We start from the raw sequence: 26,990 nt of genomic DNA, 5'->3' as shown, positions 1-26,990 counted from the left end.
TTAGGCCCTTTGAGGTCTGTTGACGATGACGATGCCGCCGCAGACCAACAGCAGGGCAACGATGACGGTAACGGGGCTCGTGCCAGCGCCCTCGCCGAGCAGCAGCGCGCTCAGAGCTACGCCAAAGACCGGGTTCATAAAGCCAAAGACCGAGACGCGGCTGACGGGGTTGACGGCAAGCAGGCGCGACCACAGCGAGTAGGCCACTGCGGAGATAAGCGCCATGTAGATGATGAGCGCGATGGCGGGGGCAATCGCCGTGGGGGAGAGCGCGCCACCCATCAAAAAGCCGATGGCGGTGAGGACCAGGCCGCCGACCAAGAACTGCCACCCGGCAAGCAAGACGCCGTCGTGCTCGCGCGAGAAGATGCCGATCAGGCAGGTCGACAGGGCGCCTGCGACGGTGGAGGCCAGGATAAAGCCTTCGCCGTCGAGCGTAAAGCCAAAGGTGCCGTCCGCGCCCGAAAGGTTGACGAGCGCGACACCGGCAAAGCCCAGCACACAGCCGAGTACCTTGGCCGCATCGAGCTTTTCGGTGCGAAACGCCAGGGCGGCAAAGAGGATTGCGAGGAAGTTGGCGCTGGCCTCGATGATGGAACTCGACATGGCGCTGGCGCGCGAGAGTCCCAGGTAGAAAAAGAAGTACTGCCCGATCGTCTGGAAGAGCGACAAGATGCAGATGGGCTTGATATCGCGCACTTGCGGAACGAGCGGACGGCTCTGGGCCACGCTCATGCCAACAATGACCAGCATGCCGGCAAGCGTGAAGCGCAGACCCGCAAAGAGCAGCTGCGAGGCGCTGTCGTGCGCGGGGATGCCAAAGAGCGCGTAGCCGATCTTGATGCAGGGGAAAGCCGAGCCCCAAAGCGCACAGCAGACGAGGCAGCCCAGGATGAGCCCGGGCAGGGTGGCGAGATACGGCTTGCGGCTTTCCATGATGTCCTTCCTATATGCGCGAAGCAAAAAAGAACCCGCCACCGGGCGTGCCGGTGGCGGGTGTTGTTACCCGAGGGGATTGTACCCGATGGGAAGTATTTAGGCGAAGTAGGCTACGCCGCCCTCAAAGATCGGCATGAACTTATCGCCGGGGACATGCTCGGGCACGTTGCGGTACAGGTTGTCGCCGCGACGCTCGGCATGGCCCATCTTGCCCAGGACGCGGCCGTCGGGGCTCGTGATGCCCTCGATGGCGAGTGCGGAGCCGTTGGGGTTGACGGAAAGGTCCATGCTGGGCTTGCCGTTCTCGCCCACGTACTGCGTGGCGACCTGGCCGTTGGCGATCAGCTGGGCGAGCACCTCGTCATTGGCGACAAAGCGGCCCTCGCCGTGGCTGATGGCGACGGTATAGGGGTCGTCCAGGCTGCACTGTGACAGCCACGGGGACAGGTTGGACGAGATGCGGGTGCGCACCAGACGGCTCTGGTGGCGACCGATGGTGTTGAACGTCAGCGTGGGCGCGTCGGGCGTGGCGTCGACGATGTCGCCGTAGGGCACCAGACCGAGCTTGACCAGAGCCTGGAAGCCGTTGCAGATGCCCAGCATCAGGCCGTCGCGGGCTTGGAGCAGGTCGCGGACTGCCTCGGTGACCTCGGGAGCGCGGAAGAACGCCGTGATGAACTTGGCGGAGCCATCGGGCTCGTCGCCGCCCGAGAAGCCGCCGGGGATCATGACGATCTGGCTCTCGCGGATGCGACGGGCAAGCTCGTGGGTGCTCTCGGCGACGGCCTCGGGCGTGAGGTTGTTGATCACGAAGGTGTCGGCCTCAGCGCCGGCGGCGCGGAAAGCGCGGGCGCTGTCGTACTCGCAGTTGTTGCCGGGGAACACGGGGATGATCACGCGCGGACGGGCGATCTTGGCGCCGCCGTACACGTGGATATCCTTGGCGCGGAAGTCGATGGTCTCTACCTCGGGCTGCTCGCCGGTGCTGCGGTAGGCAAAGACGCCCTCGATACCGCTCTCCCAGGCCTCCTGAAGCTCGGAGAGCTCGATGACCTCGGAGCCGGTGTCGATGACATAGCCCTCGACGGTGGTGCCCAGGGGCTCGACGACAACGCCGTCGGCAACCTCGGGCAGCTCGGCGTCCTCGGCGAGCTCGACGATAAAGCTGCCGTAGAGCGGGGTGAAGAGGCTCTCCACGTCCACATCCTCGGCAAGCTCGATGCCGATCTGGTTGCCGACGCACATCTTAAAGAGGCTCTCGGCGCCGCAGCCGTAACCGGGCGTGGAGACGGCCAGGGCGTCGCCAGTGGCGGTGAGCGCCTCGACGGCGTCAAAGGCGGCGAGCAGCTGCTGGGCATCGGGGCGGTAATCCTCGCCGTAGGCGGCGGGGGCGATGCGGACGACGCGATGCGTCAGGCCCTTGAACTCGGGCGAGACGGCACGGGCGGCCTTACCCACGGCAACAGCGAAGCTGATCAGAGTCGGCGGAACGTTGAGCTCGCCGGCCTCGTCCTCAAACGAACCACTCATGGAGTCCTTGCCGCCGATGGCGCCGGCACCCAGATCGACCTGGGCCATAAGGGCGCCCAGGACGGCTGCCATGGGCTTGCCCCAGCGCTCGGCCTCGGTGCGCAGGCGCTCGAAGTACTCCTGGAAGGAGAGGTAGGCGCGCTTGTGCTCAAAGCCGGCGGCCACGAGCTTGGCGATGGACTCGACCACGGACAGGTAGGCGCCCGCAAACTGGTCGGCCTCCATCAGGTAGGGGTTGAAGCCCCATGCCATGGCGCTTGCCGTGGTGGTCTCGCCGTCCACGGGGAACTTGGCGACCATGGCCGAGCTCGGGGTGAGCTGCGCCTTGCCGCCAAAAGGCATAAGCACGGTTGCGGCGCCGATGGTGGAGTCGAAGCGCTCGGAAAGGCCCTTGTTGGAGGCAACGTTGAGGTCGGTGACAAGCGAGGTCATGCGCTCGGCAAGCGTGGTGCCGGCCCAGCTGGGCTGCCACACGCTGCGGGCGCACACGTGGGCGACCTGGTGCTTGGGCGCACCGTTGGAGTTGAGGAACTCACGGGACAGGTCGACGATGGCGACACCGTTCCAGGCCATGCGCATGCGCGGCTCGGCGGTAACCTCGGCGATAACGGTCGCCTCGAGGTTCTCCTCGGCGGCGTAGCCCATGAACTCCTCGACGTCGCCGTCGGCGACGGCGCAGGCCATGCGCTCCTGGGACTCGGAGATGGCGAGCTCGGTGCCGTCAAGACCGTCGTACTTCTTGGTCACGGTGTCCAGGTCCACGTACAGGCCGTCGGCAAGCTCGCCCACGGCGACCGAGACGCCGCCAGCGCCAAAGTCGTTGCAGCGCTTGATCAGACGGCAGGCGTCGCCGCGGCGGAAGAGGCGCTGCAGCTTGCGCTCGACCGGGGCGTTGCCCTTCTGGACCTCGGCGCCCGAGGTCTCGATGGACTCGGTGTTCTGGGTCTTGGAGGAGCCGGTGGCACCACCGATGCCGTCACGGCCGGTGCGGCCGCCCAGCAGGATGATCTTGTCGGTGGGGGCGGGGCACTCGCGGCGCACGTGGTTTGCCGGGGTAGCGCCCACCACGGCGCCGACCTCCATGCGCTTGGCCACGTAGCCGGGGTGATAGAGCTCGTTGACCTGGCCGGTGGCAAGGCCGATCTGATTGCCGTAGCTGGAGTAGCCGGCGGCGGCAGTGGTCACGAGCTTGCGCTGCGGCAGCTTGCCCTCGAGCGTCTCGGAAACCGGGACGGTGGGGTCGCCGGCACCGGTGACGCGCATGGCCTGATACACATAGCTGCGGCCCGAGAGCGGGTCACGGATAGCGCCGCCCACGCAGGTGGCGGCACCGCCGAAGGGCTCAATCTCGGTCGGGTGGTTGTGGGTCTCGTTTTTAAACAGGAACAGCCAGTCCTGGTCCTCGCCATCGACATCGACCTTCACCTTGACGGTGCAGGCGTTGATCTCCTCGGATTCGTCGACATCGGTCATGACGCCGGTCTTCTTAAGGTACTTGGCACCGATGGTGCCCATGTCCATGAGACAGACGGGCTTGGCGTCGCGACCGAGCTCGTGGCGCATCTCCATGTAGCGGTCGAAGGCCTGCTGAACCACGGCGTCGTCGATCGTCACGTCATCCAGGACGGTGCCGAAGGTGGTGTGGCGGCAGTGATCGGACCAGTAGGTGTCGATCACGCGGATCTCGGTGATGGTGGGGTCGCGATTCTCATCGCGGAAGTACTGCTGGCAGAAGGCGATGTCCGCCTCGTCCATGGCAAGACCGCGCTCGGAAATAAAGGCGGCAAGGCCGGCCTCATCGAGCTCGCGGAAGCCGTCGAGCACTTCGACGGGCTGAGGCTCGGGGGTCTCCATGTACAGCGTCTCGGGCAGGTCGAGCGAGGCGATGCGCGCCTCGACGGGGTTCACCACGTAGTGCTTGATGGCCTCGATGGCGGCTTCGTCCAGGGCGCCCGAGATCATATAGACCTTGGCGGAGCGCACGGCGGGGCGCTCGCCCTGGCTGATGAGCTGCACGCACTCGCTGGCGGAGTCGGCGCGCTGGTCAAACTGGCCAGGCAGGAATTCGACGGCAAAGACGGCGCCATCGCTTGCGGGGAGCTCGTCGTAGGTCACATCGACCTGGGGCTCGCTAAAGACGGTCGGCACGCAGGACCGGAAAAGCTCCTTGTCGATGCCCTCGACGTCGTAGCGGTTGATAATCCTCAGGGCCTCGATGCCCTTGATGCCGAGAATTTCGGTCAGCTCGCCCTTGAGCTGCTGAGCCTCGACGTCGAACCCGGGTTTCTTCTCCACGTAGATACGAGAGACCATTGGTTCCTGCCTTCCTGATCGGTTGGGCGTACGGTACGGTATGCGGCAGCGGTCGGTTTGCGGGGTCTGCCCTGCGGTCGCCTTGAGCCACATGTTTGTAAACCTCACTATGATACGACAGCTCGCGGCGCGTTGAGGACGGCGAGGGTGCTACAGTGAAGCGCAAACAAGAGAAAGGCATCACATGGCATTCGTTTCGCTCGCCATCATCGCACTCGTGGCCTTTGCGAGTCCTTTTATCGCCTCGGCGATTCCCGGAAAACCCGTTCCCGAGACGGTCTTTTTGCTCGTGCTCGGCGCGGTACTGGGACCCCATATGCTCGGCGTCATCCATGTAGATGCTGAGGTCTCGCTTGTGTCCGAGCTGGGCCTGGCCTTTTTGTTCCTGCTTGCTGGCTTTGAGATCGACCCCAAGAGCATCACAGGCGTCGAGGGGCGCTACGGCTTGGCGACGTGGGTCGTCACGTTTGGTATCGCCTGGCTTGCCGTGCGCTTTACCCCGTGGTTCTCAGTCAGTCATTTCGACGGTATCGCCGTGACGCTTGCCCTCACTTCGACGGCGCTCGGTACGCTTGTGCCCATCATGCGTGAGCGCTCGCTCACCGGCACGCGCGTGGGCGACTCGATTCTCGCGTATGGCACTTGGGGCGAGCTCGGTCCCGTGCTCGCCATGTCGGTGCTGTTGTCTGCCCGCACTGGTATCCAAACGCTCGTTATCCTTGGCTTGTTTGCGGTGGTTTGCGTGTTGCTGGCCGTGGTCCCGAGCCGCTCCAAGCGCGTCGGCAGCCGCTTCTTTGCATTTGTTGAGGAGCGCGCCGATACCACGTCGCAGACCTTCGTGCGCCTGACGGTGCTCATCCTGGTCACGCTCGTGGCATTCTCGGCTGTCTTTGATCTCGACATCGTGTTGGGTTCTTTTGCCGCTGGCTTTGTCCTGCGCTATATCATCCCCGAGGGCAACCATACGCTCGAGACCAAGCTCGACGGTCTGGCCTACGGTTTTTTGATTCCGGTGTTCTTTACCGTATCGGGCGCAAAGATCGAACTGACGGCCGTGGCGTCGCGCCCGGGTCTGCTCGTGGGCTTTATCGTGGCGTTGTTGATTATTCGTGCCGTGCCCATTCTTATTTCCATGAGCATTTGTCCTGCGACGCGCGATGTGTCGGCGTATGGTCGCATTACCGTGGCCCTGTACTGCACCACGGCGCTGCCGATCATCGTTGCCGTTACGAGCGTTGCCGTCAACGCGGGCGCGCTGTCGCAAGATATTGCGTCGGTCATGGTTGCCGCCGGTGCCATCACGGTGTTCTTGATGCCATTGCTCGCGCAGCTCTTCTACCGCGTGGTGGATGCCGCACCGGTCGCCGCCGTGGCAGAGGTTGCCGAGCATCCATCCGATGCGCTCGACATCTTGCGCGCCCACCACGACCTAGCGAGCTTGCTCGCGCGCGAGCACGAGCTGCTGACCTCGCATGGCCATGGTCGCGTATTCGAGGGCCTGCCTACGCTCGATACGATTGCCGAGCGTCTTTCCGCCGAGGCAGCGAGCGGCCACATCGATGCCCGCATCGTGGACGCGGCGCACCTGCTTGCCGATAAGACCTATGGAGACGAGGTCGACCCGTCCGAGCTGACTCCGCGTGAGCGCCGCCGCCTGGAGCGCGCCAAGCTCGCTGTGCGCGAATACCGCCGCCGCATGCTGGAGCTCTATGCGCGCGAAGAAGCCGAAGACGACGACGGTAAGTAGTCGATACTTTCTCGGGGAAGCCGCGTCCCGCTTTGAAGGCTCGGAACGGGATGTGGTTTCCGAAACGGGGGCCGTTGGGAAACTGTGTCCCGGAATGGGCGCTCAGAGTGGGATGCGGTTTCCGCAAGGAAGTCCTGGGGGAAACCGTGCCCCGTTCTGATCCGAAATACTGGGACATAGTTTCCCTTTCATAACAGGAGAAGGCGCGCTGTCTGCAGTTGATTCAGACGGCGCGCCTTTTTGGTTGAGCTATGTTGAAGCTTGAAGCCAAAGCTTGTGGCTCCTTAGGAGCGGGCGGCTCCGTCGACGGGGAGCACGGCGCCCGTGACATAGGAGGACATGTCGCTCGCCAGGAAAACAAAGGCGTTGGCGACATCCTCGGGCTCGCCCATGCGACCCAGCGGAATGGTGGCGATGATGGGCTTGATGACCTCTTCGGGCAGGTTGGCGACCATGTCGGTCTTAGTCACGCCGGGGGCGACGGCGTTGACGCGGATGCCCATGGGGGCGAGCTCGCGCGAGAGCGACTGGACCATACCGTTGACGGCAAACTTGGACGTGGGGTAACCGACGCCGGAGGGCTGGCCGTACTTGGCGACCATCGAGCTTGTGGTAGTGATGGTGCCGCCGTGGCCGGCCTCGGTCATGATCTTGGCGGCAGCCTGGTGGCCATTAAAGACGGCGACGACGTTAAGGTCCATGACCTTTGCGAACTCCTCGGCCGTGTAGTTAAGGAGCGGCGAGCGCTGGGAGATGCCGGCATTGTTGACGACCGTGTCCAAGCCGCCCATGTCAGCGGCAGCCTGGGTAAAGGCCTCGGTCACGGCTTCGAGCGAGGTGAGATCGCAGGAGCGACCCCAGACCTTGGCGTCGGGATAGGCGGCTGTCAGCTTCTCAACGGCCGTGTCGGCAGTCTCCTGGCGCGAGCCAAAGACGGTGACGGCAGCGCCTTCCTCGATAAAACGGCAGGCGATGGCATAGCCGATACCGCGTGTGCCTCCGGTGATGATTGCTTTCTTGCCCTCGAGCAACATGGTGCTTCCTCTCATCGCGGGCGGACATTCGCAGCACAGCGTAGCGGTAGTCGGAATCGGCCGCGTTTGCATATCGGTGAACGGTAGCCCGCGTTACCGATGAGCGGCTCGCGCAAATGTGCTTTGCCGTTGTGCTTAGGGCAGGTGACAAAAGGGCTCCCATCCCACATCGGACGGGAGCCCTCAAGGCGCGTATTGCTAGGCGAGCGTTGGGCTAGTTCGCCATGACGCCTTCGGTCCAAGCCTCAACGTCCTCGATGCGCAGGACGTTGGCGACCTCGGCCACGCAGCCGACGCTGGCAAGCTCGGCGGCGGCAGCCTGGACGTCCTTCTCGAGCGCGCGGTGCGTCAGGAAGATGACCGAGCAGGCATCGCTGACGCCCGATTTGCCGTCCTCGACCTGGTTGATGAGCGAGATCGAGATGTTGTGCTTGGCAAAGATGTCGACCGTCTCGGACAGGGCGCCCACGCGGTCGGCGACTTTCAGACGCACATAGTACTTGGTCTGGAGCTCGTCCATGGGCTTAAAGGTGAGGTTGTGGCCATAGGGCTCAATCTCGGGCAGCGGAGCCACGCCGCGGCTGATCTGCTCGGAGAGCGACAGGATATCGCCCACGACGGCGCTCGCGGTGGGGAAGGAGCCTGCGCCCGCGCCGTAGAACATGGTCTCGCCCACGGCGTCGCCTACCACGTAGACGGCGTTCATGGCGCCGTTGACCTTGGCAAGCATATGGTCTGCCGGGATGAGCGTGGGATGCACGCGAACGTCGACGCCGGCGTCGGTGTTGCGGGCGATGCCGAGCAGCTTGATGGTGTAGCCGAGCTCGCGGGCCTGGGCGATGTCCTCGGCGCCGATGGTGCGGATACCCTGCTGGTACACATCATCGGTGGTAACGCGGGTGCCAAAGCCGATGGAGGCGAGGATGGCCGTCTTGCTGGCGGCATCGAAGCCGTCGACGTCGGCGGACGGGTCGGCCTCGGCATAGCCCTTGGCCTGCGCGTCGGCAAGTACGTCGGCGTAATCGGCGCCCTCGGCGTCCATGCGGGACAGGATATAGTTGGTGGTACCGTTGAGAATGCCGGCGATGGTCAGGATCTTGTTGCCCACCAGGTCGTGCTCGAGCGTGCTCACGATGGGGATGCCGCCGCCGCAGCTGGCCTCGCACTTAATCTGCACGCCGCACGCGCGCGCCTTCTCGGCGAGCGTCTCGACATGACGGCCCAGCAGGGCCTTGTTGGCAGAGACGACGTGCTTGCCGTGCTCAAAGGCGGTGGTGAAGATCTCGGTCGCGGGGTGCTCGCCGCCAATCAGCTCGACGACGATGTCGACGGCGGGGTCGGTGACGACGTCATGCCAGTCACTCGTAAAGGCCTCGTGCTCAATACCGGCTGCCTCGGCCTGCTCCCAGGCAAGCGCGCAGGCGCGGGTCAGCTTAAGGTCGATGCCGTAGGCTGCCAGGTACTCATCGTGGTGGCTCTTGATCAGACGGGCCACGCCGCCGCCGACGGTTCCCAGACCGATCAGACCGACGTTCACGGTGCGCAGGGATTCGCTCATAGATAGCTCCTTCGTGCATCTTATGGATGGATTAACCGCTTAAAGGTTGAGTGCATTCTAGCGTGAACCGAGGGCGCGTGCTCGCCAGGCAACAGGAGTCGCACAAAACGGCACCCCCGAAACGCTGCGGAAACATTGGAAACATGCTCGCTACAAACGGAACTCCGTAACAAACTGTCAACGTTTGCGCCATAAGGTTTGCCCCGTACCGCAAGACGGCCGCACTGCGGCCAGCGAAAAAGGGGGACACCATGTTCAACATCAACAGCACGCTCAGCCGAAGGAACTTTCTCGCCGGCGCCGCGGCGCTCGGCAGCACCGCGGCACTCGCTGGTTGTTCGTCGGGTGGCTCGGACGGCGGCTCCGCCGATGACGGCAAGACCTTCAAGATTGGCGTTATCGGCCCTCTGACCCGTCACCACCGGTGCTGCCGTCGCCGTCTCGGGCGAGATTGCCGACGATATGCTCATGGTCACGCCTTCGGCCTCGTCGCTCGACGTGACCAAGGATAAGACAACGGTCTTTCAGGTTTGCTTCACCGATCCCACCATGGGTGCCAGCGCCGCGAAGTTCTTGGCCGAGAAGTATGCAGACGCCAAGATCGCCCTGTTCTACAACTCCGGCGATACGTATAGCTCGGGCGTTGCCGACGCTTTTGCCGAGCAGGCCAAGGCATCCAAGCTCGACATCGTCGATACCGAGACCTTTAAGGACGACTCTTCCACGAGCTTTACCAACCAGCTCACCAAGGCCAAGGAGGCCGGCGCCACGCTTATCTTTGCGCCGATCTACTACACGCCGGCGTCCGTCCTGCTCAAGAACGCCAAGGACATGGGCTGCGACATGACCCTCATGGGCACCGACGGCATGGACGGTCTGCTCTCCGTTGAGGGCTTCGATACCTCTCTTGCCGAGGGCGTGCTGCTCATGACCCCGTTCTCTGCCGACGATGAGAAGAACGCCGACTTCGTCAAGGCCTATAAGGACGCCTACGACGAGACGCCCAACCAGTTCGCCGCCGATGCCTATGACTGCGTCCATGCGATTGTCGAGGCTATCGATAAGGCAGACATCGACATTACGGCCGACGGCGCCGACATTGCCGGCGACCTTGCCAAGGCCATGCGCAAGATCAAAATCGAGGGCCTGACGGGCGAGCTGACGTGGAACGACAAAGGGCAGGTTGAAAAGCCCGCTACGGCCTATGTGATTCAGGACGGCAAGTACATCGCCGCCTAGGTGCGTACAAAACGCGACCGGTGAGGCTGTTTTAATCAGGGCAAGGGCGCTTGTAACGGAATGGAAACATTACTTTCACACAATAAAGTGGCTAAACTGCATAAACCAATAGAAATACGCATAATTATGGATAAACGGACAAAACAAAAGAAAAGTTGAAATAATCGCCACTTTTCTCAACTAAAGCGTCTACTATTTTGCGAACGCCGAACACGGCGAAGGATGGCCTGTCGGGCAACCGAAACCCGACGAGATTTGAGAGGAGAGCCGCATGTCGAGCCTCACCGGTAAGTCATTGAACCCTGTTATGAATCGCAGGAGCGTTATCGCGAGCGCAGCAGGTCTGGGGGCGATGTCCATTCTAGCTGGCTGCTCCTCCAACGGCGGCGACAGCGGTTCCGCTGCGAGCGATGCTTCGTTTAAGATCGGCACCATCGGCCCGCTGACCGGTGCCAATGCGTCCTACGGTAAGTCCGTTACCCAGGCCGTCGAGCTTGGCTGCAAGGACTTCTCGACCAAGGACCTGCCGCTTGCCAGCAAGGCCGAGGACGACCAGGCCGACGGCGAGAAGGCCGTCAACGCCTTCAACACCCTGCTCGACTGGGGCATGCAGGCCCTCGTCGGCCCGACCACCACGGGCTCTTCGGTTGCCGTTGCCGCCGAGTGCGGTAACGACCCCAAGACGTTCATGATTACCCCGTCTGCGTCCTCCGAGGACGTCACCGACGGCAAGGACTGTGTCTTCCAGGTTTGCTTTACCGACCCCAACCAGGGCGTCAACGCTGCCAAGTTCCTGGCGCAGAAGTATGCAGACGAGAAGTTCGTGCTGTTCTACAACTCCGGCGATGCCTATTCTTCGGGTGTCGCAGACGCCTTTAAGGCTCAGGCCGCTGAGTCCAAGCTCGAGATCGTCGACGAGGAGACCTTTAAGGACGACTCCGCCACGAGCTTTACCAACCAGCTGACCAAGGCCAAGCAGGCCGGCGCGACGATGATCTTCGCGCCGATCTACTACACCCCGGCCTCGGTCCTGCTCAAGAACGCCAAGGACATGGGCTACGACGTCAAGATGATGGGCTGCGACGGCATGGACGGCATCCTGGGCGTTGAGGGCTTCGACACCTCTCTTGCCGAGGGTCTGCTGCTCATGACCCCGTTCTCCGCCGACGACGAGAAGAACGCCGACTTTGTCAACGCTTACAAGGATAAGTACGGCGATACCCCCGACCAGTTTGCCGCCGACGCCTACGACGGCGTGCACGCGGTGGCCGAGGCCCTCAAGGAGGCCGGCCTTGGCGTCGACGCCGATCCGACCGAAGTCGCCGAGAAACTGCCCGAGGCCATGCGCAACATTACCGTTGACGGTCTGACCGGCAAGCTCACCTGGAACGATAAGGGCCAGGTCCAGAAGGACCCCACGGCGTACGTTATCACCGACGGTAAGTACGTACAGGCCTAATAGACCGCCTTACATAGAGCGGTTTTGATCCCAAGCAGGGGAGGTTTTGGCCTTCCCTGCTTGCTTGGTATCTAGGGACGATGTAACGTCCCTGTTTCATACATCAACTGGAAACCTATTCGAAAGGGGGATGTGGAACATGACGGTCTTTATCCAATACCTGGTCAACGGCCTGTCCATGGGCAGCGTCTACGCCATCATCGCGTTGGGCTACACCATGGTCTACGGTATCGCCAAGATGCTGAACTTCGCTCACGGCGACGTCATCATGGTCGGTGCCTATGTCTCGTTCTGCGCCACGTCGTATCTCGGCCTCCCGGGCTGGACATCTGTAATTCTCTCTTGCGTGGTCTGCACGGTTCTCGGTGTTCTCATTGAGGGTCTGGCCTATAAGCCGCTGCGCCAAGCAGGCCCGCTGGCCGTTCTGATCACGGCCATCGGCGTGTCCTACTTCCTGCAGAACGCCGCGCAGCTTCTGTGGGGCGCCACGCCCAAGAATTTCACTTCGCTCGTCACCTTCCCGGTGCCGGAGTTCTTGGCCAAGTTCAACGTAAGCGCCGTTTCGCTCGTCACCATCGTCGCCTGTCTGGTTATCATGGCCGGTCTGATGTTCTTTACAGGTAAGACCAAGATGGGCAAGGCCATGCGCGCCGTGTCCGAGGACAAGGCCGCCGCTCAGCTCATGGGCATCAACGTCAATCGCACTATTTCGATGACCTTTGCCATCGGCTCCGCCCTTGCCGCCATCGCCGGTGTGCTCCTGTGCTCCTACTCGCCGGTCCTGCAGCCCACCACGGGCGCCATGCCTGGCATCAAGGCCTTCGACGCCGCCGTTTTCGGCGGCATCGGCTCCATCCCCGGTGCCTTTGTCGGCGGCATTCTCATCGGCATCATCGAGGCGATGGCGCAGGCATACATTTCCACGAGCCTTGCCAACTCCATCGTCTTTGGTGTTTTGATCATCGTCCTGCTCGTCAAGCCTGCCGGCCTCTTGGGCAAGTACGTCCCCGAGAAGGTGTAGGTGAGCGTTATGAAGTTTCTTAAAGATAAGCAGACGCGTCACGACTTTGTTACGTACGCCATGTGCCTTGTGGCGTTCGCCATCGTGTTCTTTATGCAGTCCAACCACATGATTCCGCGCATGATCGCCGGTCAGCTGGTCCCCATCACGGCCTACATCGTCATGGCCATCTCGCTCAACCTCGTCGTCGGCATCGCGGGCGACTTGTCGCTGGGCCATGCGGGCTTTATGAGCGTCGGTGCCTACACGGGCATCGTCACCGCGGTCGCCCTCGAGAGCGCCGTTCCTTCCGATCCGGTGCGCCTGATCGTCAGTATCGTGGTCGGCGCCATCGCTGCCGCCATTCTGGGCTTCCTGATCGGCATCCCGGTCCTGCGCCTGAGCGGCGACTATCTGGCCATTGTGACCCTAGCTTTTGGCGAGATCATCAAAGAGATCGTCACCTGCCTTATCGTGGGCGTCGACTCCCGCGGCCTGCATGTGATCTTTAACATCACGGGTAACTCCACGATCGACGACCTGCACCTGCTCGAGGACGGCACCGCCATCATCAAGGGCGCGCAGGGCGCATCGGGCGTGTCGACCTATTCGACCTTCCTTGCCGGCGCCATCCTGGTCATGGTCGCGCTCGTGATCGTGCTCAACCTGGTTCGCAGCCGTACCGGCCGTGCCATTATGGCCGTGCGCGATAACAAGATTGCGGCCGAGTCCGTAGGCATCTCCGTCACCGAGTACCGCATGATCGCCTTCGTGGTTTCCGCTGCCCTCGCCGGTGCTGCCGGAGCTCTCTTCGGCGGTAACTTCTCGCAGCTCTCCGCCACCAAGTTCGACTTCAACACGTCCATCCTCATCCTGGTGTTCGTGGTCCTGGGCGGTCTGGGCAATATGCGCGGCTCCGTCATCGCGGCGGCGTTGCTCACGGTGCTTCCCGAGCTGCTCCGTCAGTTCTCGGACTACCGCATGCTCATCTATGCCATTGTGCTGATTCTGGTCATGATCTTTACCAACAACCCGCAGCTCAAGGCGTTCTTCGCACGCATTAAGGACCGCTTTGCTTCCAAGAAGGAGGTGGCAGCCGATGCCCAGTAAGTTTGAGTTCAACAAGGGCAAGATGGTCCCGTATCCTTCTGGCGCCATCGTTCCCGATCGCGACCTGGGCCAGCGCCCGGCACTCGAGTGCATCCACCTGGGCATTGAATTCGGCGGCCTCAAGGCGGTCGACGACTTTAGCCTGACCATCGGCAAGACCGAGATTGCCGGTCTGATTGGCCCCAACGGCGCCGGTAAGACCACGGTCTTCAACCTGCTCACCAAGGTGTACCAGCCCACGCACGGTACCATCCTGCTCGACGGTGAGGACACCTCGGGCAAGTCGGTCTATCAGGTCAACCGCATGGGTATTGCTCGTACCTTCCAGAACATCCGCCTGTTCAACACCATGACGGTGGAGGACAACGTCAAGGTCGGTCTGCACAACCAGGAGCGCTATTCCGGTTTTGAGGGCGTGCTGCGCCTGCCGACGTATTGGAAGCACGAGAAGGCTGCTCACGAGCGCGCCATGGAGCTGCTGTCCATCTTTGATATGGAGCATCTGGCAAACGAGCAGGCCGGCTCGCTGCCTTACGGCGCCCAGCGTCGTCTGGAGATCGTCCGCGCGCTTGCTACCAACCCCAAGCTGCTGCTGCTCGACGAGCCTGCCGCCGGCATGAACCCGTCCGAGACTGCCGAGCTCATGGAGAACATCGTCAAGATCCGCGACACCTTTGGCATCGCCATCATGCTTATCGAACATGATATGTCGCTCGTCATGAACATCTGCGAGGGCATCTGCGTGCTCAACTTTGGTAAGGTCATCGCCAAGGGCACGGCCGAGGAAATCCAGAACAACGACGCCGTTATCGAGGCGTATCTGGGCAAGCAGGATAAGGGGGAGAACTAAATGGCAGAGCCGATGCTTTCCGTCTACAACATCAACGTCTGGTACGGCGCCATCCACGCCATCAAGGACATCTCCTTTAACGTCAACGAGGGCGAGATCGTGGCCTTGATTGGCGCGAACGGTGCCGGCAAGTCTACAACGCTTAAAACCGTCTCGGGCCTGTTGCGTTCCAAGACCGGCTCCATCAAGTTTATGGGCGAGGACATTACCCATTCGCCTGCCGACAAGTTGGTGGGCAAGGGCCTGGCCCAGGTTCCCGAGGGCCGTCGCGCCTTTTTGCAGATGACGGTCGAGGAGAACCTGGAGATGGGTGCCTATACACAGCCCAAGTCCACGGTTGCTCCGGGTCTTGAGCGCGTCTACGAGCAGTTCCCGCGCCTTAAGGAGCGCCGTCGCCAGGTCGCCGGCACCCTTTCGGGCGGCGAGCAGCAGATGCTCGTCATGGGCCGCGCCCTTATGAGCAACCCCAAGCTGCTCATGCTCGACGAGCCTTCCATGGGCCTGGCGCCGATTCTGATTGAGCAGATCTTCCAGATTGTCGAGGACCTGCACAAGGCCGGCACCACGGTGCTTCTGGTCGAGCAAAACGCCCAGATGGCGCTCTCGATCGCCACGCGCGGCTACGTGCTCGAGACCGGCAAGATCACCATGACCGGCACCGGCCAAGAGCTCCTGCACGACGATAACGTCCGCAAAGCCTATCTTGGTGGTTAATCCATTCAACAAAGGGGCGCTGACTATCCCGGTCAGCGCCCCTTTTTAAGTTGCGGTGAAATAGGGACTAAATGGGGGCTCTAGACGCCAAAACAGCCCCTATTCCACCGCAACTTCATGGGGGTGTGTGACAATGCCCGTCCCAGATTAGCTACCCTTGCATCAAGCCAATGCCCCGTTCTGGAGCGTTTCGGAACGGGGCCTTGGCGGTTGAGGTCTATCGGGTTTTGTTCGCTAGTCTACCTTTTGTCCGCATGTGGGGCAGAACTGAGCTTCGGGCACAAGCTGGGTTCCGCAGTGACGGCAGAAGCGGGCGGGCTCGGTCGGGTTTACTGGCATTCCCGGTGCTGTGGGCACTGCGACGTTGAGCTGGGCGCGCTTCTGGCGGCGACGCTGCTTGCGCTGGGGTTTAGGCGCTGCAGCTACCGCGCCGTTCGCGGCCTTCGCACGCTTCTTGCGGATGCAAAGGACAACAATCGTGCCACCGATGATGAGGATGATCGCCACGCCACCGCCAATGACAAACGGCAGGTGAGTCTGGACAAAGTAGAGAACATCATCGGGTAGTGAATGGGGAATGTTCGACTTGTAGATGTTCACGTGAAGCGTGGTGGGGTCATCGTCGTCGTAATAATCAGTCCAAATCTCGCGATCGCCGTTCATGAAATAAGGGCTGCACCAATGAGAATCAAACTCGCTCTTTGCTCCGGTTTGAGCATCGACTAGGCATGCTGAGGACCTGTCATCGTCTGTGTATCTTCCAAGTAAGACACCGCCATTATGCGAAATGTCGCAGAGGTCACCATCGCCAAAGGGGAAGGCAATCGAGCTGATAGTGTTCCCATTTTGCAAATCGATGACGCCGAGGTTTGCCTTCTGTAAATTCAGGTAATAGCTGTCGTCGAAAAGGTCGCCGGAGCCATTGCTAAGATAAACGGGGTAGTAATTGCATGATCCGGAAGATGAATATCCATTGGCAAAAGCGTGATCCTCGTCATTGAATATGGTACTCAGGTTGGCGTCGCGGTCGGCTTTAATCAAAAAGGAGTCACCTTGAAGAATAAGGTCTTCTGAGTCCGGGAGTTGCAATATTGAGTATATTTCGACGCTGTCTGTTATTTTATTTACTTTAGTGGTGTTTGATTTGGTCGAGCCTGTTTTAATGTCGAACACTTTCAGAGTGACGGTGGATTTATCCGCATTGGTCGACACGATGTAAAAGTAGTTTCCATCTTTCGAAAGTGCTACCCACGACCAATCGCTTTCTGTGTGGTCCACCTGCATCTTGTTATCAGTCTTAAGATCATAAAGTGCATACGAATGGTTATCATCGGAATCGTGCTGAATAACACATGCCGTTTCTCCGTTTTCACTAATAAAAGCATAGTCCTGAGTGTATTTTCCTGGTTCGAGCGAATGGACCGACTGTCTTTTCTTTTCAGGAGAGAAGACGACCAGGTTGGAGCCTTCTATCCAAAGCAGCTGACCATCCCACGACACGTTCATCGAATCGAGGCTTTTCTTTGGGACGTCAACGGGGGTTGTGCTGCCGTCGTCCAAATTGATGAGGGATACTTTTTTCACGCTGTTTTTGTCTTCACGGTCAAACAGGTAACAATACCCTGAGTCTAAATCTAAGTGGCTGACATACGAGTGGTCGCTGCTGGTCTTAAAGCTGTACGACTTCTCGAGCTCAGGCGTCGGTACGCTGCCGCCGGCTAATGCTGCGGGAGGGGCTGCGAGCGGGGACAGTGCCGCGAGGAGGCCGATGGCGACTGCTGCGATCCTTCCGCTCTTTTGGATGCTCTTAAACATGGCAATCCTTTCCTCTGGATACGAATGTCGATACTGCCATGGTTGCCTAAGATTCGCGAATCATGTTGCGCAACATTCACCATCGGCAACATTTTTCGGCCAGTCGCACTGATCTCCCTAGGGTTCTTTTAAGTTGCGGTGAAATAGGGACTAAATGGGGGCTCTAGACGCCAAAACAACAGCCCCTATTCCACCGCAACTTCATGGGGATGTGTGACAATGCCCGTCGGAAAACATCTGCTGTCTTTGGGGGCCTATCTATGCTGTACGAGTTTTGTGCCGAGAACTTTGAGCGAGTGCCGGCGGCCATCGAGGCCGGTGCGAGGCGCATTGAGCTGTGTGACAACCTCGCCGTCGGTGGCACTACGCCTTCCGCCGGCGTTATTAGCGCTTCAGTCAGTTACGCTCACGAGCATGGCGCACGAGTGATGTGCATGATTCGTCCGCGTGGTGGCGACTTTCATTACAACCAGGACGAGCTGCGCATGATGGAGATGGACCTGGGCCTTGCTGTGAGCGCCGGCGTTGACGGCCTGGTCTTTGGCTGCTGCAAGCCCTGTGCCGGCGGCTGGGCGCTCGACGAGCTCACCCTCGGCGCCCTCGTTATGGCTACGGGCTGCGCGACCGAGGAGTGCAAGCGCGAGTCCCTTGACATCACCTTCCACATGGCATTTGACCAGCTCTCGCCCGAGGCTCAGCTCGATGCGATTGATACACTTGCCGACTGCGGTGTTACGCGCATCCTCACGCATGGCGGCGCGGCCGGTACGTCCATCGAGGATAATTTCGATCACCTGGCTCGTTTAATCGAGTATGCGGGCGACCGCCTGACCATCCTTCCTGGCGGCGGCATCACTACGGCAAATCGCGACGCGGTCGCGGCGGCGCTAGGCGTCTCCGAGCTCCATGGCACCAAGATCGTGCCGCTGGAGGTATAACCCGTGGCGCTGGTATTTGACGTTCAGCAGGCGAGCGGTAAGCCCGACGACAACCGTCGCCCTGGCACCGCGTGCCCCTTTTGCGACACGGAGGGGCTCGCCAACATCATCCAGCGCGATGGTGACTGCATCTGGCTCGAAAATAAGTTCAAGACCTTGCGGGCCACCCGTCAGACCGTATTGATCGAATCGGCCAATCACGACGCCGACCTGGTGACCTATGAACCGGATGAGCTGCATCATGTGATGCGGTTTGCCCTGGGCTGTTGGCAGCGGATGATCGATTCCCAACAGTACCGCAGTGTGCTCATGTACAAGAACAAAGGCCCGCTTTCGGGCGGCAGCCTCGTCCATCCGCACATGCAGATTGTGGGCTTGGAACAGGAGGACGGCTATGCGGCGCTGACCTCAGCTAACTTTGAAGGCATCAATGTCTGGCGGCAGGGGAGAATCTCGGTCAACATCTCAACCGAACCGATCATGGGGTTCTTTGAGGTCAATGTTTCAGCCCCGCAGGGAATCGCCGCCAGTGATGACACGAGAGACCAAGCCGAAGCGGACCTGTTTGCCGATGCGATTCAGGTGGCCCTGCGCTATATCCTGAACGAGCATCACGGTGGTCGCGCAGAGTCGTACAACTTGTTCTTCTACCACATGGACGGCCGGACCATTGCCAAGGCGCTGCCACGTTGGGTGGTTTCGCCCTACTTTGTGGGCTATCGTTTGGCTCAGGTCAATGCCGAGACAACGCTCGATGTCGATGCTGAGTGTCTACGCGCGCATCTGGAAACGCTCGTATAGCAAGGCTAACGCTCGCGCAATGCGGACAGTCTAGCGTGCCATCGCGTCGCGCCCGGCCTTGACTCGCTTGCGCTGTTTGGCGCGCTCCTCGCCGGTCAGTCGCTCAAAGAGATGTCCGATAACCGAGGCGAGCACCTGCTGAAACAGCGTGCCGCACATGACGGGAAACACGACTTCGCCCGGAAAGTATTGCGTGGCGATGACGGCGCCCGAAGAGATATTGCGCATGCCGCAGGTAAAGCACATGGTAGTCGTCTCGCTATACGGCAGATGCAGCGCACGGGCAACCAGAAAACCGACGACAAAGCCGCTGATGGCGAAGATCAAAATAAAGAGGGCGACTTCCAGGCGCACCGCGTTCATGTGCAGCACGTACTCGCTCATGGCGGTGGAGTTGGAGGCGATAATGCCCATCATCATGAACTTGCAGGCGGGCGAGAGCGCGGGGGAGAGTTTCTCGTGTCCCCATCCGCGTGTGAGTTCGTTGATCACGATGCCGAGCACGGCGGGGATGGCGATCATAAAGGCCATGTTCCGCATCATGCTCGGCACGTCAATCGAGACGGTGGCACCCAGCAGGAGCTTGAGCGTGAGCGGAATCGTCACAGGCGAGATAACCGAGGACGTCAGGATAATGGTGAGCGCGAGCGGGCCGTTGCCGCCGAACATGCTAATCCACATAAAGGCAGTGACTGCCACGGGTACGCTGTACTCGAGCACGATGCCGCAGACAAGGTTTGGGTTGGAACCAAAGAACAGTGAGCTCATGGCATACGCCGCGATGGGGATGAGCACGGCCGAGACAAATAACGCCAAAATCAAATGCAAGGGACGGCGAAACACCTCAGCCACCTGGTGAAAGGTGTTGCTGAGCGCACCTTGGAACGTCATAAAGGCAAACAGAGCGGGAACGATGGGCTTGAGTACGCCGATCTGCTGGGGAAAGAGCACGCCGAGCGTCACACAAATCGGAACGATGACCTGCATGTGCCCCGCGAGGAACTTTCCCAGCCCAACCCATTGTTTCATGTGCCCTTGTGACTCCCTTTGCTCGTGAATCCGTTTTGAATGGATATGCTAGACGCTCGCATGCGTCCGTGCGGCCGAAACGCTTGAATATTTCGAGGCTATTACCGGCATCGTTTACCGAAACCGCGGCGTGCCGCGAGGTTCTGCGTCCGTGCCGCACGGTATAATAAATCCGTTCAACAGATCTGCCTGCCGAAGCGGGCATACACAGAGGACTCATCGCTATGAACCGTGAGAGGTATCGCGGCGACCTGCCCCTATCGGGGGTGGGCGCCTATGTCATCGCTTAAGACGACGCATCGCTGGGCGGTCGCTCGGCAAAACCCCGAGCTCGAAAAGGAGCTTTCGGCTGGCCTGGGCATACCCGGGTTGGTGGCGCGCATTATGGTTGCGCACGGCATTACATCCATCGAAGAAGGCCAGCTGTTTTTGACGCCTTCGCTCGATCGCGACTGGGCGGACCCGCTCGTTATTCCGGGCATGTCGGTCGTTGCCGACCGCGTCGAGCGTGCCATTCGCAACCACGAGCACATCGCGGTCTTTGGCGATTTTGACGTTGACGGTATTACGTCGACCTGCCTGTTGACCGAGGCACTGCGCGCGTTTGGTGCCGATGTCACGCCGTTTATCCCGCATCGCTTTGACGAGGGCTACGGTCTTTCGCGCGCGGCGCTCGACCGCGTTAACGAGCTCGCCCAACCCAACCTGATCGTGACCGTCGATAACGGCATTGCCGCCAAGGAGGAGGTCTCCTATCTGGAGAGCCTGGGGATCGATTTGGTGGTCACGGACCATCACGAGCCCTCCGATCAGGTGCCGCAGGGCGTGCCCCTGACCGACCCTAAGCTCGAGGACGAGGGCCCCTCGCGTGAGCTTGCCGGTGCCGGCGTGGCGCTCAAGCTGGTGCAGGTCCTGGGCGAACGTTTGGGCAAGCCGTCGTATTGGCGTTCGCTGATAGAGGTCGCAGCGCTGGGCACCGTGTCCGACATGATGCCGCTCACGCCCGAGAATCGCGCGCTGGTCGCCGAGGGCATCCAGCAGATGCGCGTGACGGCCCGCCCCGGCTATATCGCGCTTGCCGCACTTGCCAAGGCCGACCTCTCTAGCATTACGGCCGATGGCCTGTCGTTTTCGCTTATTCCCCGCTTGAACGCCGCCGGCCGCATGGCTGATCCCAAGCTGGCGCTCGACCTGCTGCTTGCCCGTGATCCTATCGAAGCAAGTGCACTGGCAGCCGAGCTCGAGGAAATCAATCGCCAACGCCGTGAGATCGAGGCCGAGCTTACGCGCGATGCCATGGCGAAGGTCGAGGAGACTTATGACGGCGGGCGCGCAATCGTCGTGGGCGGCGAGGGCTGGCACGAGGGCGTCAAAGGCATCGTGGCGAGCCGCTTGACCAATCGCTATCACGTGCCGGCGCTGCTGTTCTCGATCGAGGACGGTATCGCGCGCGGCTCTGGTCGCTCGGTGGGCAAAGTTAACCTGTTTGACGCCGTCGAGCGTTGTTCCGACCTGCTGATCCGTCGCGGCGGACATGCCGGTGCGGTGGGTGTGACCATCGAGGCATCCAAGCTCGATGAGTTCCGCCGCCGCCTTTCCGCCGTGCTATCGGAGCTTCCCGCCGAGGACTTTGAAGACACCGACGAGGTCGCCGCCACCGTCGACCTTTCCGAGCTAAATATCGAGACCATCGAGCAGATCTCCCGTCTTGAGCCGTTTGGCCAGGGCAACAAGGTGCCGCTGCTGGCTGCCGAGGGCGTGACGATGTGCGACCGCGCCGTGGTGGGCAAAACCGGCGAGCACATGCGCTTTGTGGCGACCGATGGCGCCGCGAGTGTGCCGGCCATTATGTTCCGCGTGCCGCAAATCGATAAGCTCATCAACTGCGATAGCGCTGTCGACTTGGTGTTCGAGGCCGTTGCCGAGCATTGGCAGGGGCGTGTGAAGCCCAAGCTCATGATCAAGGATGTTCTGGTCCGCGATACCACGCTGCCCAGCGTCGACGATCCGGCATGCGAGCTTCGTCGTGGCGTGCAGCCGGCGGATTCCGGCCTGCGCCTGGAGTCGCGTAAGCGCGAGACGCTCGCCCAGCTTTCCTATACCGAGCTCACGCGCTCGCTTATCCATAGCTTTATCGGATCGAACCAGCCGCACCGCGCGCAGGTTGAGGCGCTCGATGCCTTGGCCGAGCACCAGAGCGTCTTGGCCGTTATGGGAACGGGCCGCGGCAAGTCTCTCATCTTCCATGTACATGCTGCGCGCGAGGCTGTCCTTCGCGGACGTGCGAGCATCTTTGTCTATCCGCTGCGCGCGCTTGTTGCCGACCAGGCCTATCACCTCTCGTCGACGATGGCTGCGCTCGGCATTGGCGTTGGCGTGCTGACCGGCGAGACCGTGGAGGCGGCGCGCGATGACGTGTTCGCCGGCTTGGCTTCGGGCCGCACCGGCATCGTGCTCACGACGCCCGAATTCCTGTCCATTCACCGCGACCGCTTTGCGCGTTCGGGCCGCATCGGCTTTGTCGTTATCGATGAGGCGCACCACGCCGGCCTTGCCAAGGGCGGCGATCGCAGCGCCTATCTCGACATGCCCGATATCCTCAAAGCCCTGGGCGACCCGGTTGTTATGGCTGCGACGGCCACCGCGACGGCTCCGGTCGTGGCCGAGCTTGCCCGCATGCTGCCGATTACTCGCACGGTGGTCGACGAGACGGTGCGCGAGAACCTGCAGCTCGAGGACGACCGCGACCTTGCGAGCCGCGAGAACCGTTTGGTGTCGATCGTGGCGACGGGGGAGAAGACCGTCATTTACGTCAATTCGCGCGACCAGTCCGTGGCGCTCGCCAAGACGTTGCGCAAGCGTGTGCCCGATTGCGCAACCCATATCGCGTTCTATAACGCGGGGCTTGCGCGCTCCGATCGCCGCCGCGTGGAGGAAGCATTCCGAGACGGAAGCCTCAGCTGCATCGTTTCGACCTCCGCCTTTGGCGAGGGTGTCAATCTGCCCGATATCCGCCATGTCGTGCTGTACCACATGCCGTTTGGCGCCATTGAGTTCAACCAGATGAGCGGCCGCGCCGGTCGCGATGGCCGGCCCGCCGTGATCCACCTGCTCTATTCGTCGCGCGACGCCCGCATCAACGAGCGCCTGCTCGACTGCTATGCGCCCGAGCGCGACGAGCTTGTCACACTCTATCGTGCGCTGCAGACCATGTGGCGCTCCAACCGCGGTAAGACCGGGGATGATTCATTCTGTGCAAGCGATATCGACATCGCGCAGATGTGCCTTGCCATCGATGCCCGCACCCCGGTCGACGAGCGTTCGGTGACAAGCGGCCTGGGAATCTTCGAAGAGCTTGGTTTCTGCCGCGTTTCGGGGCTTGGCGACACGCGCCGCATCGTGATGGCCGAAAACCCCGGCCGCGTGCAATTGAGCAGGTCAATTCGCTATTTGGAGGGCTTGCGCTCGCGCATGGAGTTCTCGGCTTTCCGGAGTTGGGCGCTCGATTCGTGCGCTTCTGATATGCTAGCCAAAGTTAACCGCCCGATCGTACCGCGGGCCTAGGGGAAGGGGACCTCGATGGATGCCGCAGCCCGTACCGCCCATGATTCCACCCTCCAGCCGTTCTCGGAGATGGAGCACTATAAGCATGCTGATGAGCTGCCGCCCGAGATTATGGCGGACAGCTACGACAAGCTGGAGCGCCTGTGCCTCAAATATATGAATGAGGACGACTTCTCTAAGGTTGAACAGGCCTACTGCTTTGCCGCCGAGAAGCACTGCAACCAAAAGCGCCGCTCGGGCGAGATGTACATTAACCATCCCGTCGAGGTGGCCATCATTTTGGCCGACCTCAAGATGGACTGTGACGTGGTATGCGCCGCGCTGCTGCACGATACCGTCGAGGATACCGAGACCTCGCTTGCCGATGTCTCCGGCCTGTTTGGCGATACGGTGGCCGAGCTCGTCGATGGCGTAACCAAGCTCACCAACATCGAGGTCGACAGCATGGACGAGAAACAGGCGCTCACGCTGCGAAAGATGTTCCTCGCCATGTCCAAGGACATCCGCGTCATCATCGTTAAGCTTGCCGACCGTCTGCACAACATGCGCACCCTTGCGGCCCTGCGTGAGGACCGTCGCCTGTTTAAGGCCCGCGAGACCATGGACGTGTATGCGCCCCTGGCCGACCGTCTGGGCATGAGCTCCATTAAATGGGAGCTCGAGGACCTGTCCTTCTTCTACCTGGAGCCCGATGCCTACCAGCGCATCGCGCGTATGGTGGCTGAGTCGCGCGAGGTTCGCGAGCGCTATCTGGCCGAGACCATCAAGACGCTCACCGACGAGCTCAACCGCATTGGCCTGGAGGACTTCCAGATCAACGGCCGTTCCAAGCACTATTGGTCCATCTACCAAAAGATGAAGCGCAAGGGCAAGGAATTCTCCGAGATTTACGACCTGGTGGCGCTGCGCGTCATCACCCATTCGGTGCGCGATTGCTACTCCACGCTTGGCGCCGTGCATACCCTGTGGCACCCCATGCCTGGTCGCTTTAAAGACTATATCGCGATGCCCAAGGTCAACAACTACCAGTCGCTCCACACGACGGTTATCGGCCCCACGGCCCGCCCGCTCGAGATTCAGATTCGAACCTACGAGATGCACGAGCAGGCCGAGTACGGCATCGCCGCCCACTGGCTGTACAAGAAATCGGGCGGATCGTCTGCCTCCAAGACCAACGACGCCCAGCGTCTGGACGACCAGATTAACTGGCTTAAGCATTCGCTCGATTGGGCGGCCTCCGACGAAATCACCGACGCCAAGGAATACCTGCACTCACTGAAGGTTGACCTGTTCGATCAGGAGATTTTTGTCTTTACGCCCAAGGGCGAGGTCATGGCGCTTCGTGCCGGCTCTACGCCGCTCGACTTTGCCTACGCAGTCCATACCGAGGTGGGAAACCACTGCGTTGGTGCCAAGATCAACGGTGCGGTGGCGCCGCTCACGCACGAAATCAAAACGGGCGACCGTGTCGAGATTCTGACTAACAAGAGCTCCAAGCCGTCGCGCGATTGGCTCAAGATCGTTAAGACACCTTCCGCCAAGTCAAAGATCCGCCGTTACTTCGCCGCCGCGACCAAAGACGATGACGCTGCTGCCGGCCGCGATATACTGGCCAAGGACCTGCGCAAGCGCGGGTATGGCATCTCTACGCCGCGATCCACGCGTGCGCTCAACGCCGTGGCGGAGCAGTTTAACTACAAGCAGCTCGAGGACCTGTTTGCCGCCGTCGGCGCCGGCAAGGTTGCCCCGCGCGCTGTGGGCAACAAGGTCGAGCAGATCTTGGACCCCAAGCCCGCGGAGCAGCTCACCAAGACCGAAGCCATTGCCGAGGTCGTCAAGCAGCCTGCCCGCGGCTCCAACCGCAAGCCGCAAAAGCGTGGCAAGAGTGCAAGCAACGGCATTATCGTCAAGGGCGAGAGCAACAGCGGTCTGCTGGTCCGTCTGGCCCATTGCTGCAACCCCGTGACGGGCGACGACATCGTCGGCTTCATCACGCGCGGTCGTGGCGTTTCGGTGCATCGCGCCAACTGCCCCAACGTCAAGGGTCTTATGGAGCATCCCGAGCGCATGATTGACGTAGAGTGGGATGGCGCCGCCGATACGCTTTTCCAGGTCGAGATCGTGGTCGAGTGCCTGGACCGCATGGGCCTGCTCAAGGATGTCACCATTGCCATTGGCGATGCGGGCGGCAATATCCTTTCTGCCGCCACGTCGACCAACCGCGAGGGTATTGCAACCCTGCGCTTTATGGTCGAGATCTCGGACGCGAGTGGTCTGGATCCGCTGCTGGCCTCTATCAGCAGCGTCGACTCGGTCTACGACGCGCGCCGCCTGATGCCCGGCGAGGGTGGAGCCCAGCTTAAGCGCCGCGTTTAGTCGCGACGAACGTGTCACATTATTGATATTCGCTACACTCGAGGCATCGTTTGATGCCTCGAGTCCTATAGAGAGGAGAGGGACATGAGTGCTGTGTCCTTGGATGTAACTCCCAAGGGAACGGTCGAGATCGAGACGCTCGTAAACGGTCCCATTCAGACCAATAGCTATGCTGTTATTTCGGACAACGAGTGCGTGATTGTCGACCCCGCATGGGAAGGCGAGCGCTTGGTGGAGCATATTCGAGCCGAGCATCCCGGCGTACGCGTGCTTGGCGCCGTATGCACTCATGGCCATGCCGATCATGTTGGCGGCGTTGCCGGCGTGCGAACCACCGTTGGCGAGGGCTGCCAGTACGAGTTGTGCGGCAAGGACGCAGCTGTGCCGCATGCGAATATCGAGGAACAGCGAGCTATGTGGGGCATTGAGACGCCCGATCCCGGGGAGCCGACGCGCCTGCTCGCCGAGGGCGATGCTATCGAGGTGGGCGATACCTGCCTGCAGGTGATCGAGACGCCAGGGCATACGCCGGGCGGGATCGCCTTGTTTGCTGCCACCGAGCAGGGGAACATTGCCTTTGTGGGCGACACGCTATTCCCAGGCAGCCACGGCCGCACCGATCTTGCCGGTGGCGACGAGGCAGCGATCCTGCGCTCGCTCTCCAAGCTCGCCCGGCTTCTCCCGCCCGATACCGTTTGCCTAACCGGCCATGGCGATTCGACCACCATGGCACGCGAGCTCATGCAGAACCCTTTCATGCAGATGTAGCTTAATAGTCGGCTTTTGAAGCACGAGAAGCGTCCAAACGTCAAGCTATTTTTCCCCAACGGGTCGATTCCGTAGGGCAAACGGTCAAAAAAGTCTGTTTGGGTTGATTTTCAATCTCAACGCAACAGCCTGAACGGACCCCGCGTTTCCGCAGCTAGCGCAACGCGGAAATAGCCCCCGGCACCTGGCTATCGCCTCGTTTCCGC

Annotated in this window: 19 protein-coding genes; 13 read left to right on the top strand and 6 right to left on the bottom strand. The window is 61.1% G+C overall.

The window, feature by feature from the left end:
* Complete coding sequence (locus PMW70_RS06425; RefSeq protein ID WP_271744270.1) at positions 1–936, bottom strand: DMT family transporter; 936 nt, start codon at positions 934–936, stop codon at positions 1–3.
* Positions 937–1,035: 99 nt separating this feature from the next.
* Positions 1,036–4,782, bottom strand: coding sequence for a phosphoribosylformylglycinamidine synthase (locus PMW70_RS06420; protein ID WP_271744268.1), 3,747 nt, complete (start codon positions 4,780–4,782; stop codon positions 1,036–1,038).
* A 184-nt stretch (positions 4,783–4,966) separates the two neighbouring features.
* Here PMW70_RS06420 and PMW70_RS06415 point away from each other — a divergent pair, with 184 nt between their 5' ends.
* On the top strand, positions 4,967–6,529 hold the full coding sequence (locus PMW70_RS06415; protein ID WP_271744267.1) for a cation:proton antiporter domain-containing protein: 1,563 nt from the start codon (positions 4,967–4,969) through the stop codon (positions 6,527–6,529).
* Positions 6,530–6,813: 284 nt separating this feature from the next.
* Here PMW70_RS06415 and PMW70_RS06410 read toward each other — a convergent pair whose 3' ends face one another.
* Both PMW70_RS06410 and PMW70_RS06405 read right to left on the bottom strand, forming a co-directional pair.
* Entirely contained in the window at positions 6,814–7,563 is a 750-nt protein-coding gene (locus PMW70_RS06410; protein ID WP_089573313.1) for an SDR family NAD(P)-dependent oxidoreductase, read from the bottom strand.
* Between the two features lie 214 nt (positions 7,564–7,777).
* Positions 7,778–9,121: a homoserine dehydrogenase gene (locus PMW70_RS06405; protein WP_117806625.1), complete on the bottom strand. Its 1,344-nt coding sequence runs from the start codon at positions 9,119–9,121 to the stop codon at positions 7,778–7,780.
* 251 nt (positions 9,122–9,372) lie between these two features.
* On the opposite strand from PMW70_RS06405, the gene PMW70_RS09715 reads away from it, so the two are divergent.
* From PMW70_RS09715 to PMW70_RS06375, 7 genes are all read left to right on the top strand, one after another.
* On the top strand, positions 9,373–9,633 hold the full coding sequence (locus PMW70_RS09715; protein ID WP_334203913.1) for a twin-arginine translocation signal domain-containing protein: 261 nt from the start codon (positions 9,373–9,375) through the stop codon (positions 9,631–9,633).
* A complete protein-coding gene (locus PMW70_RS06400) occupies positions 9,584–10,360 on the top strand; it encodes an ABC transporter substrate-binding protein (RefSeq protein WP_334203971.1) in 777 nt (258 codons plus the stop codon). The genes PMW70_RS09715 and PMW70_RS06400 overlap by 50 nt, the downstream gene beginning before the upstream one ends.
* A gap of 271 nt (positions 10,361–10,631) precedes the next feature.
* On the top strand, positions 10,632–11,819 hold the full coding sequence (locus PMW70_RS06395; RefSeq protein WP_271744265.1) for an ABC transporter substrate-binding protein: 1,188 nt from the start codon (positions 10,632–10,634) through the stop codon (positions 11,817–11,819).
* A gap of 139 nt (positions 11,820–11,958) precedes the next feature.
* Entirely contained in the window at positions 11,959–12,840 is an 882-nt protein-coding gene (locus tag PMW70_RS06390; protein WP_271744264.1) for a branched-chain amino acid ABC transporter permease, read from the top strand.
* 9 nt (positions 12,841–12,849) lie between these two features.
* The gene (locus PMW70_RS06385) at positions 12,850–13,929 is read left to right on the top strand and encodes a branched-chain amino acid ABC transporter permease (protein ID WP_271744320.1); all 1,080 of its coding nucleotides are present in this window, start codon (positions 12,850–12,852) and stop codon (positions 13,927–13,929) included.
* Positions 13,919–14,779, top strand: a complete 861-nt coding sequence (locus PMW70_RS06380; protein ID WP_089573307.1) for an ABC transporter ATP-binding protein — start codon at positions 13,919–13,921, stop codon at positions 14,777–14,779. Before PMW70_RS06385 ends, PMW70_RS06380 begins: the two co-directional genes overlap by 11 nt.
* Positions 14,780–15,493, top strand: a complete 714-nt coding sequence (locus tag PMW70_RS06375; protein ID WP_271744262.1) for an ABC transporter ATP-binding protein — start codon at positions 14,780–14,782, stop codon at positions 15,491–15,493.
* Positions 15,494–15,727: 234 nt separating this feature from the next.
* Here PMW70_RS06375 and PMW70_RS06370 read toward each other — a convergent pair whose 3' ends face one another.
* A complete protein-coding gene (locus tag PMW70_RS06370) occupies positions 15,728–17,308 on the bottom strand; it encodes a zinc ribbon domain-containing protein (RefSeq protein ID WP_271744260.1) in 1,581 nt (526 codons plus the stop codon).
* Between the two features lie 260 nt (positions 17,309–17,568).
* On the opposite strand from PMW70_RS06370, the gene PMW70_RS06365 reads away from it, so the two are divergent.
* Together PMW70_RS06365 and PMW70_RS06360 are read left to right on the top strand one after the other, a co-directional pair.
* Positions 17,569–18,246, top strand: coding sequence for a copper homeostasis protein CutC (locus PMW70_RS06365; protein ID WP_271744258.1), 678 nt, complete (start codon positions 17,569–17,571; stop codon positions 18,244–18,246).
* A 3-nt stretch (positions 18,247–18,249) separates the two neighbouring features.
* The gene (locus PMW70_RS06360) at positions 18,250–19,047 is read left to right on the top strand and encodes a DUF4931 domain-containing protein (protein ID WP_271744256.1); all 798 of its coding nucleotides are present in this window, start codon (positions 18,250–18,252) and stop codon (positions 19,045–19,047) included.
* Positions 19,048–19,077: 30 nt separating this feature from the next.
* On the opposite strand, the gene PMW70_RS06355 is transcribed toward PMW70_RS06360, so the two are convergent.
* The gene (locus PMW70_RS06355; RefSeq protein WP_271744254.1) at positions 19,078–20,076 is read right to left on the bottom strand and encodes a bile acid:sodium symporter family protein; all 999 of its coding nucleotides are present in this window, start codon (positions 20,074–20,076) and stop codon (positions 19,078–19,080) included.
* Positions 20,077–20,352: 276 nt separating this feature from the next.
* Here PMW70_RS06355 and recJ point away from each other — a divergent pair, with 276 nt between their 5' ends.
* The 3 genes from recJ to PMW70_RS06340 all read left to right on the top strand — a co-directional run bounded on the left by recJ (position 20,353) and on the right by PMW70_RS06340 (position 26,784).
* Positions 20,353–23,640, top strand: a complete 3,288-nt coding sequence (gene recJ, locus PMW70_RS06350; RefSeq protein WP_271744252.1) for a single-stranded-DNA-specific exonuclease RecJ — start codon at positions 20,353–20,355, stop codon at positions 23,638–23,640.
* 15 nt (positions 23,641–23,655) lie between these two features.
* Positions 23,656–26,016 carry a RelA/SpoT family protein gene (locus tag PMW70_RS06345; protein WP_271744251.1) on the top strand — a complete coding sequence of 787 codons (2,361 nt, stop codon included), beginning with the start codon at positions 23,656–23,658 and terminating at the stop codon, positions 26,014–26,016.
* Positions 26,017–26,100: 84 nt separating this feature from the next.
* The gene (locus PMW70_RS06340) at positions 26,101–26,784 is read left to right on the top strand and encodes an MBL fold metallo-hydrolase (protein WP_271744248.1); all 684 of its coding nucleotides are present in this window, start codon (positions 26,101–26,103) and stop codon (positions 26,782–26,784) included.
* Positions 26,785–26,990 lie beyond the last annotated feature (206 nt).

The sequence above is a fragment of the Collinsella aerofaciens genome (assembly GCF_028209625.1).
Lineage (GTDB): Bacteria > Actinomycetota > Coriobacteriia > Coriobacteriales > Coriobacteriaceae > Collinsella > Collinsella aerofaciens_AM.
The sequence above is the reverse complement of the archived record's forward strand: the minus strand, read 5'-3'. Positions and strand labels throughout refer to the sequence as shown.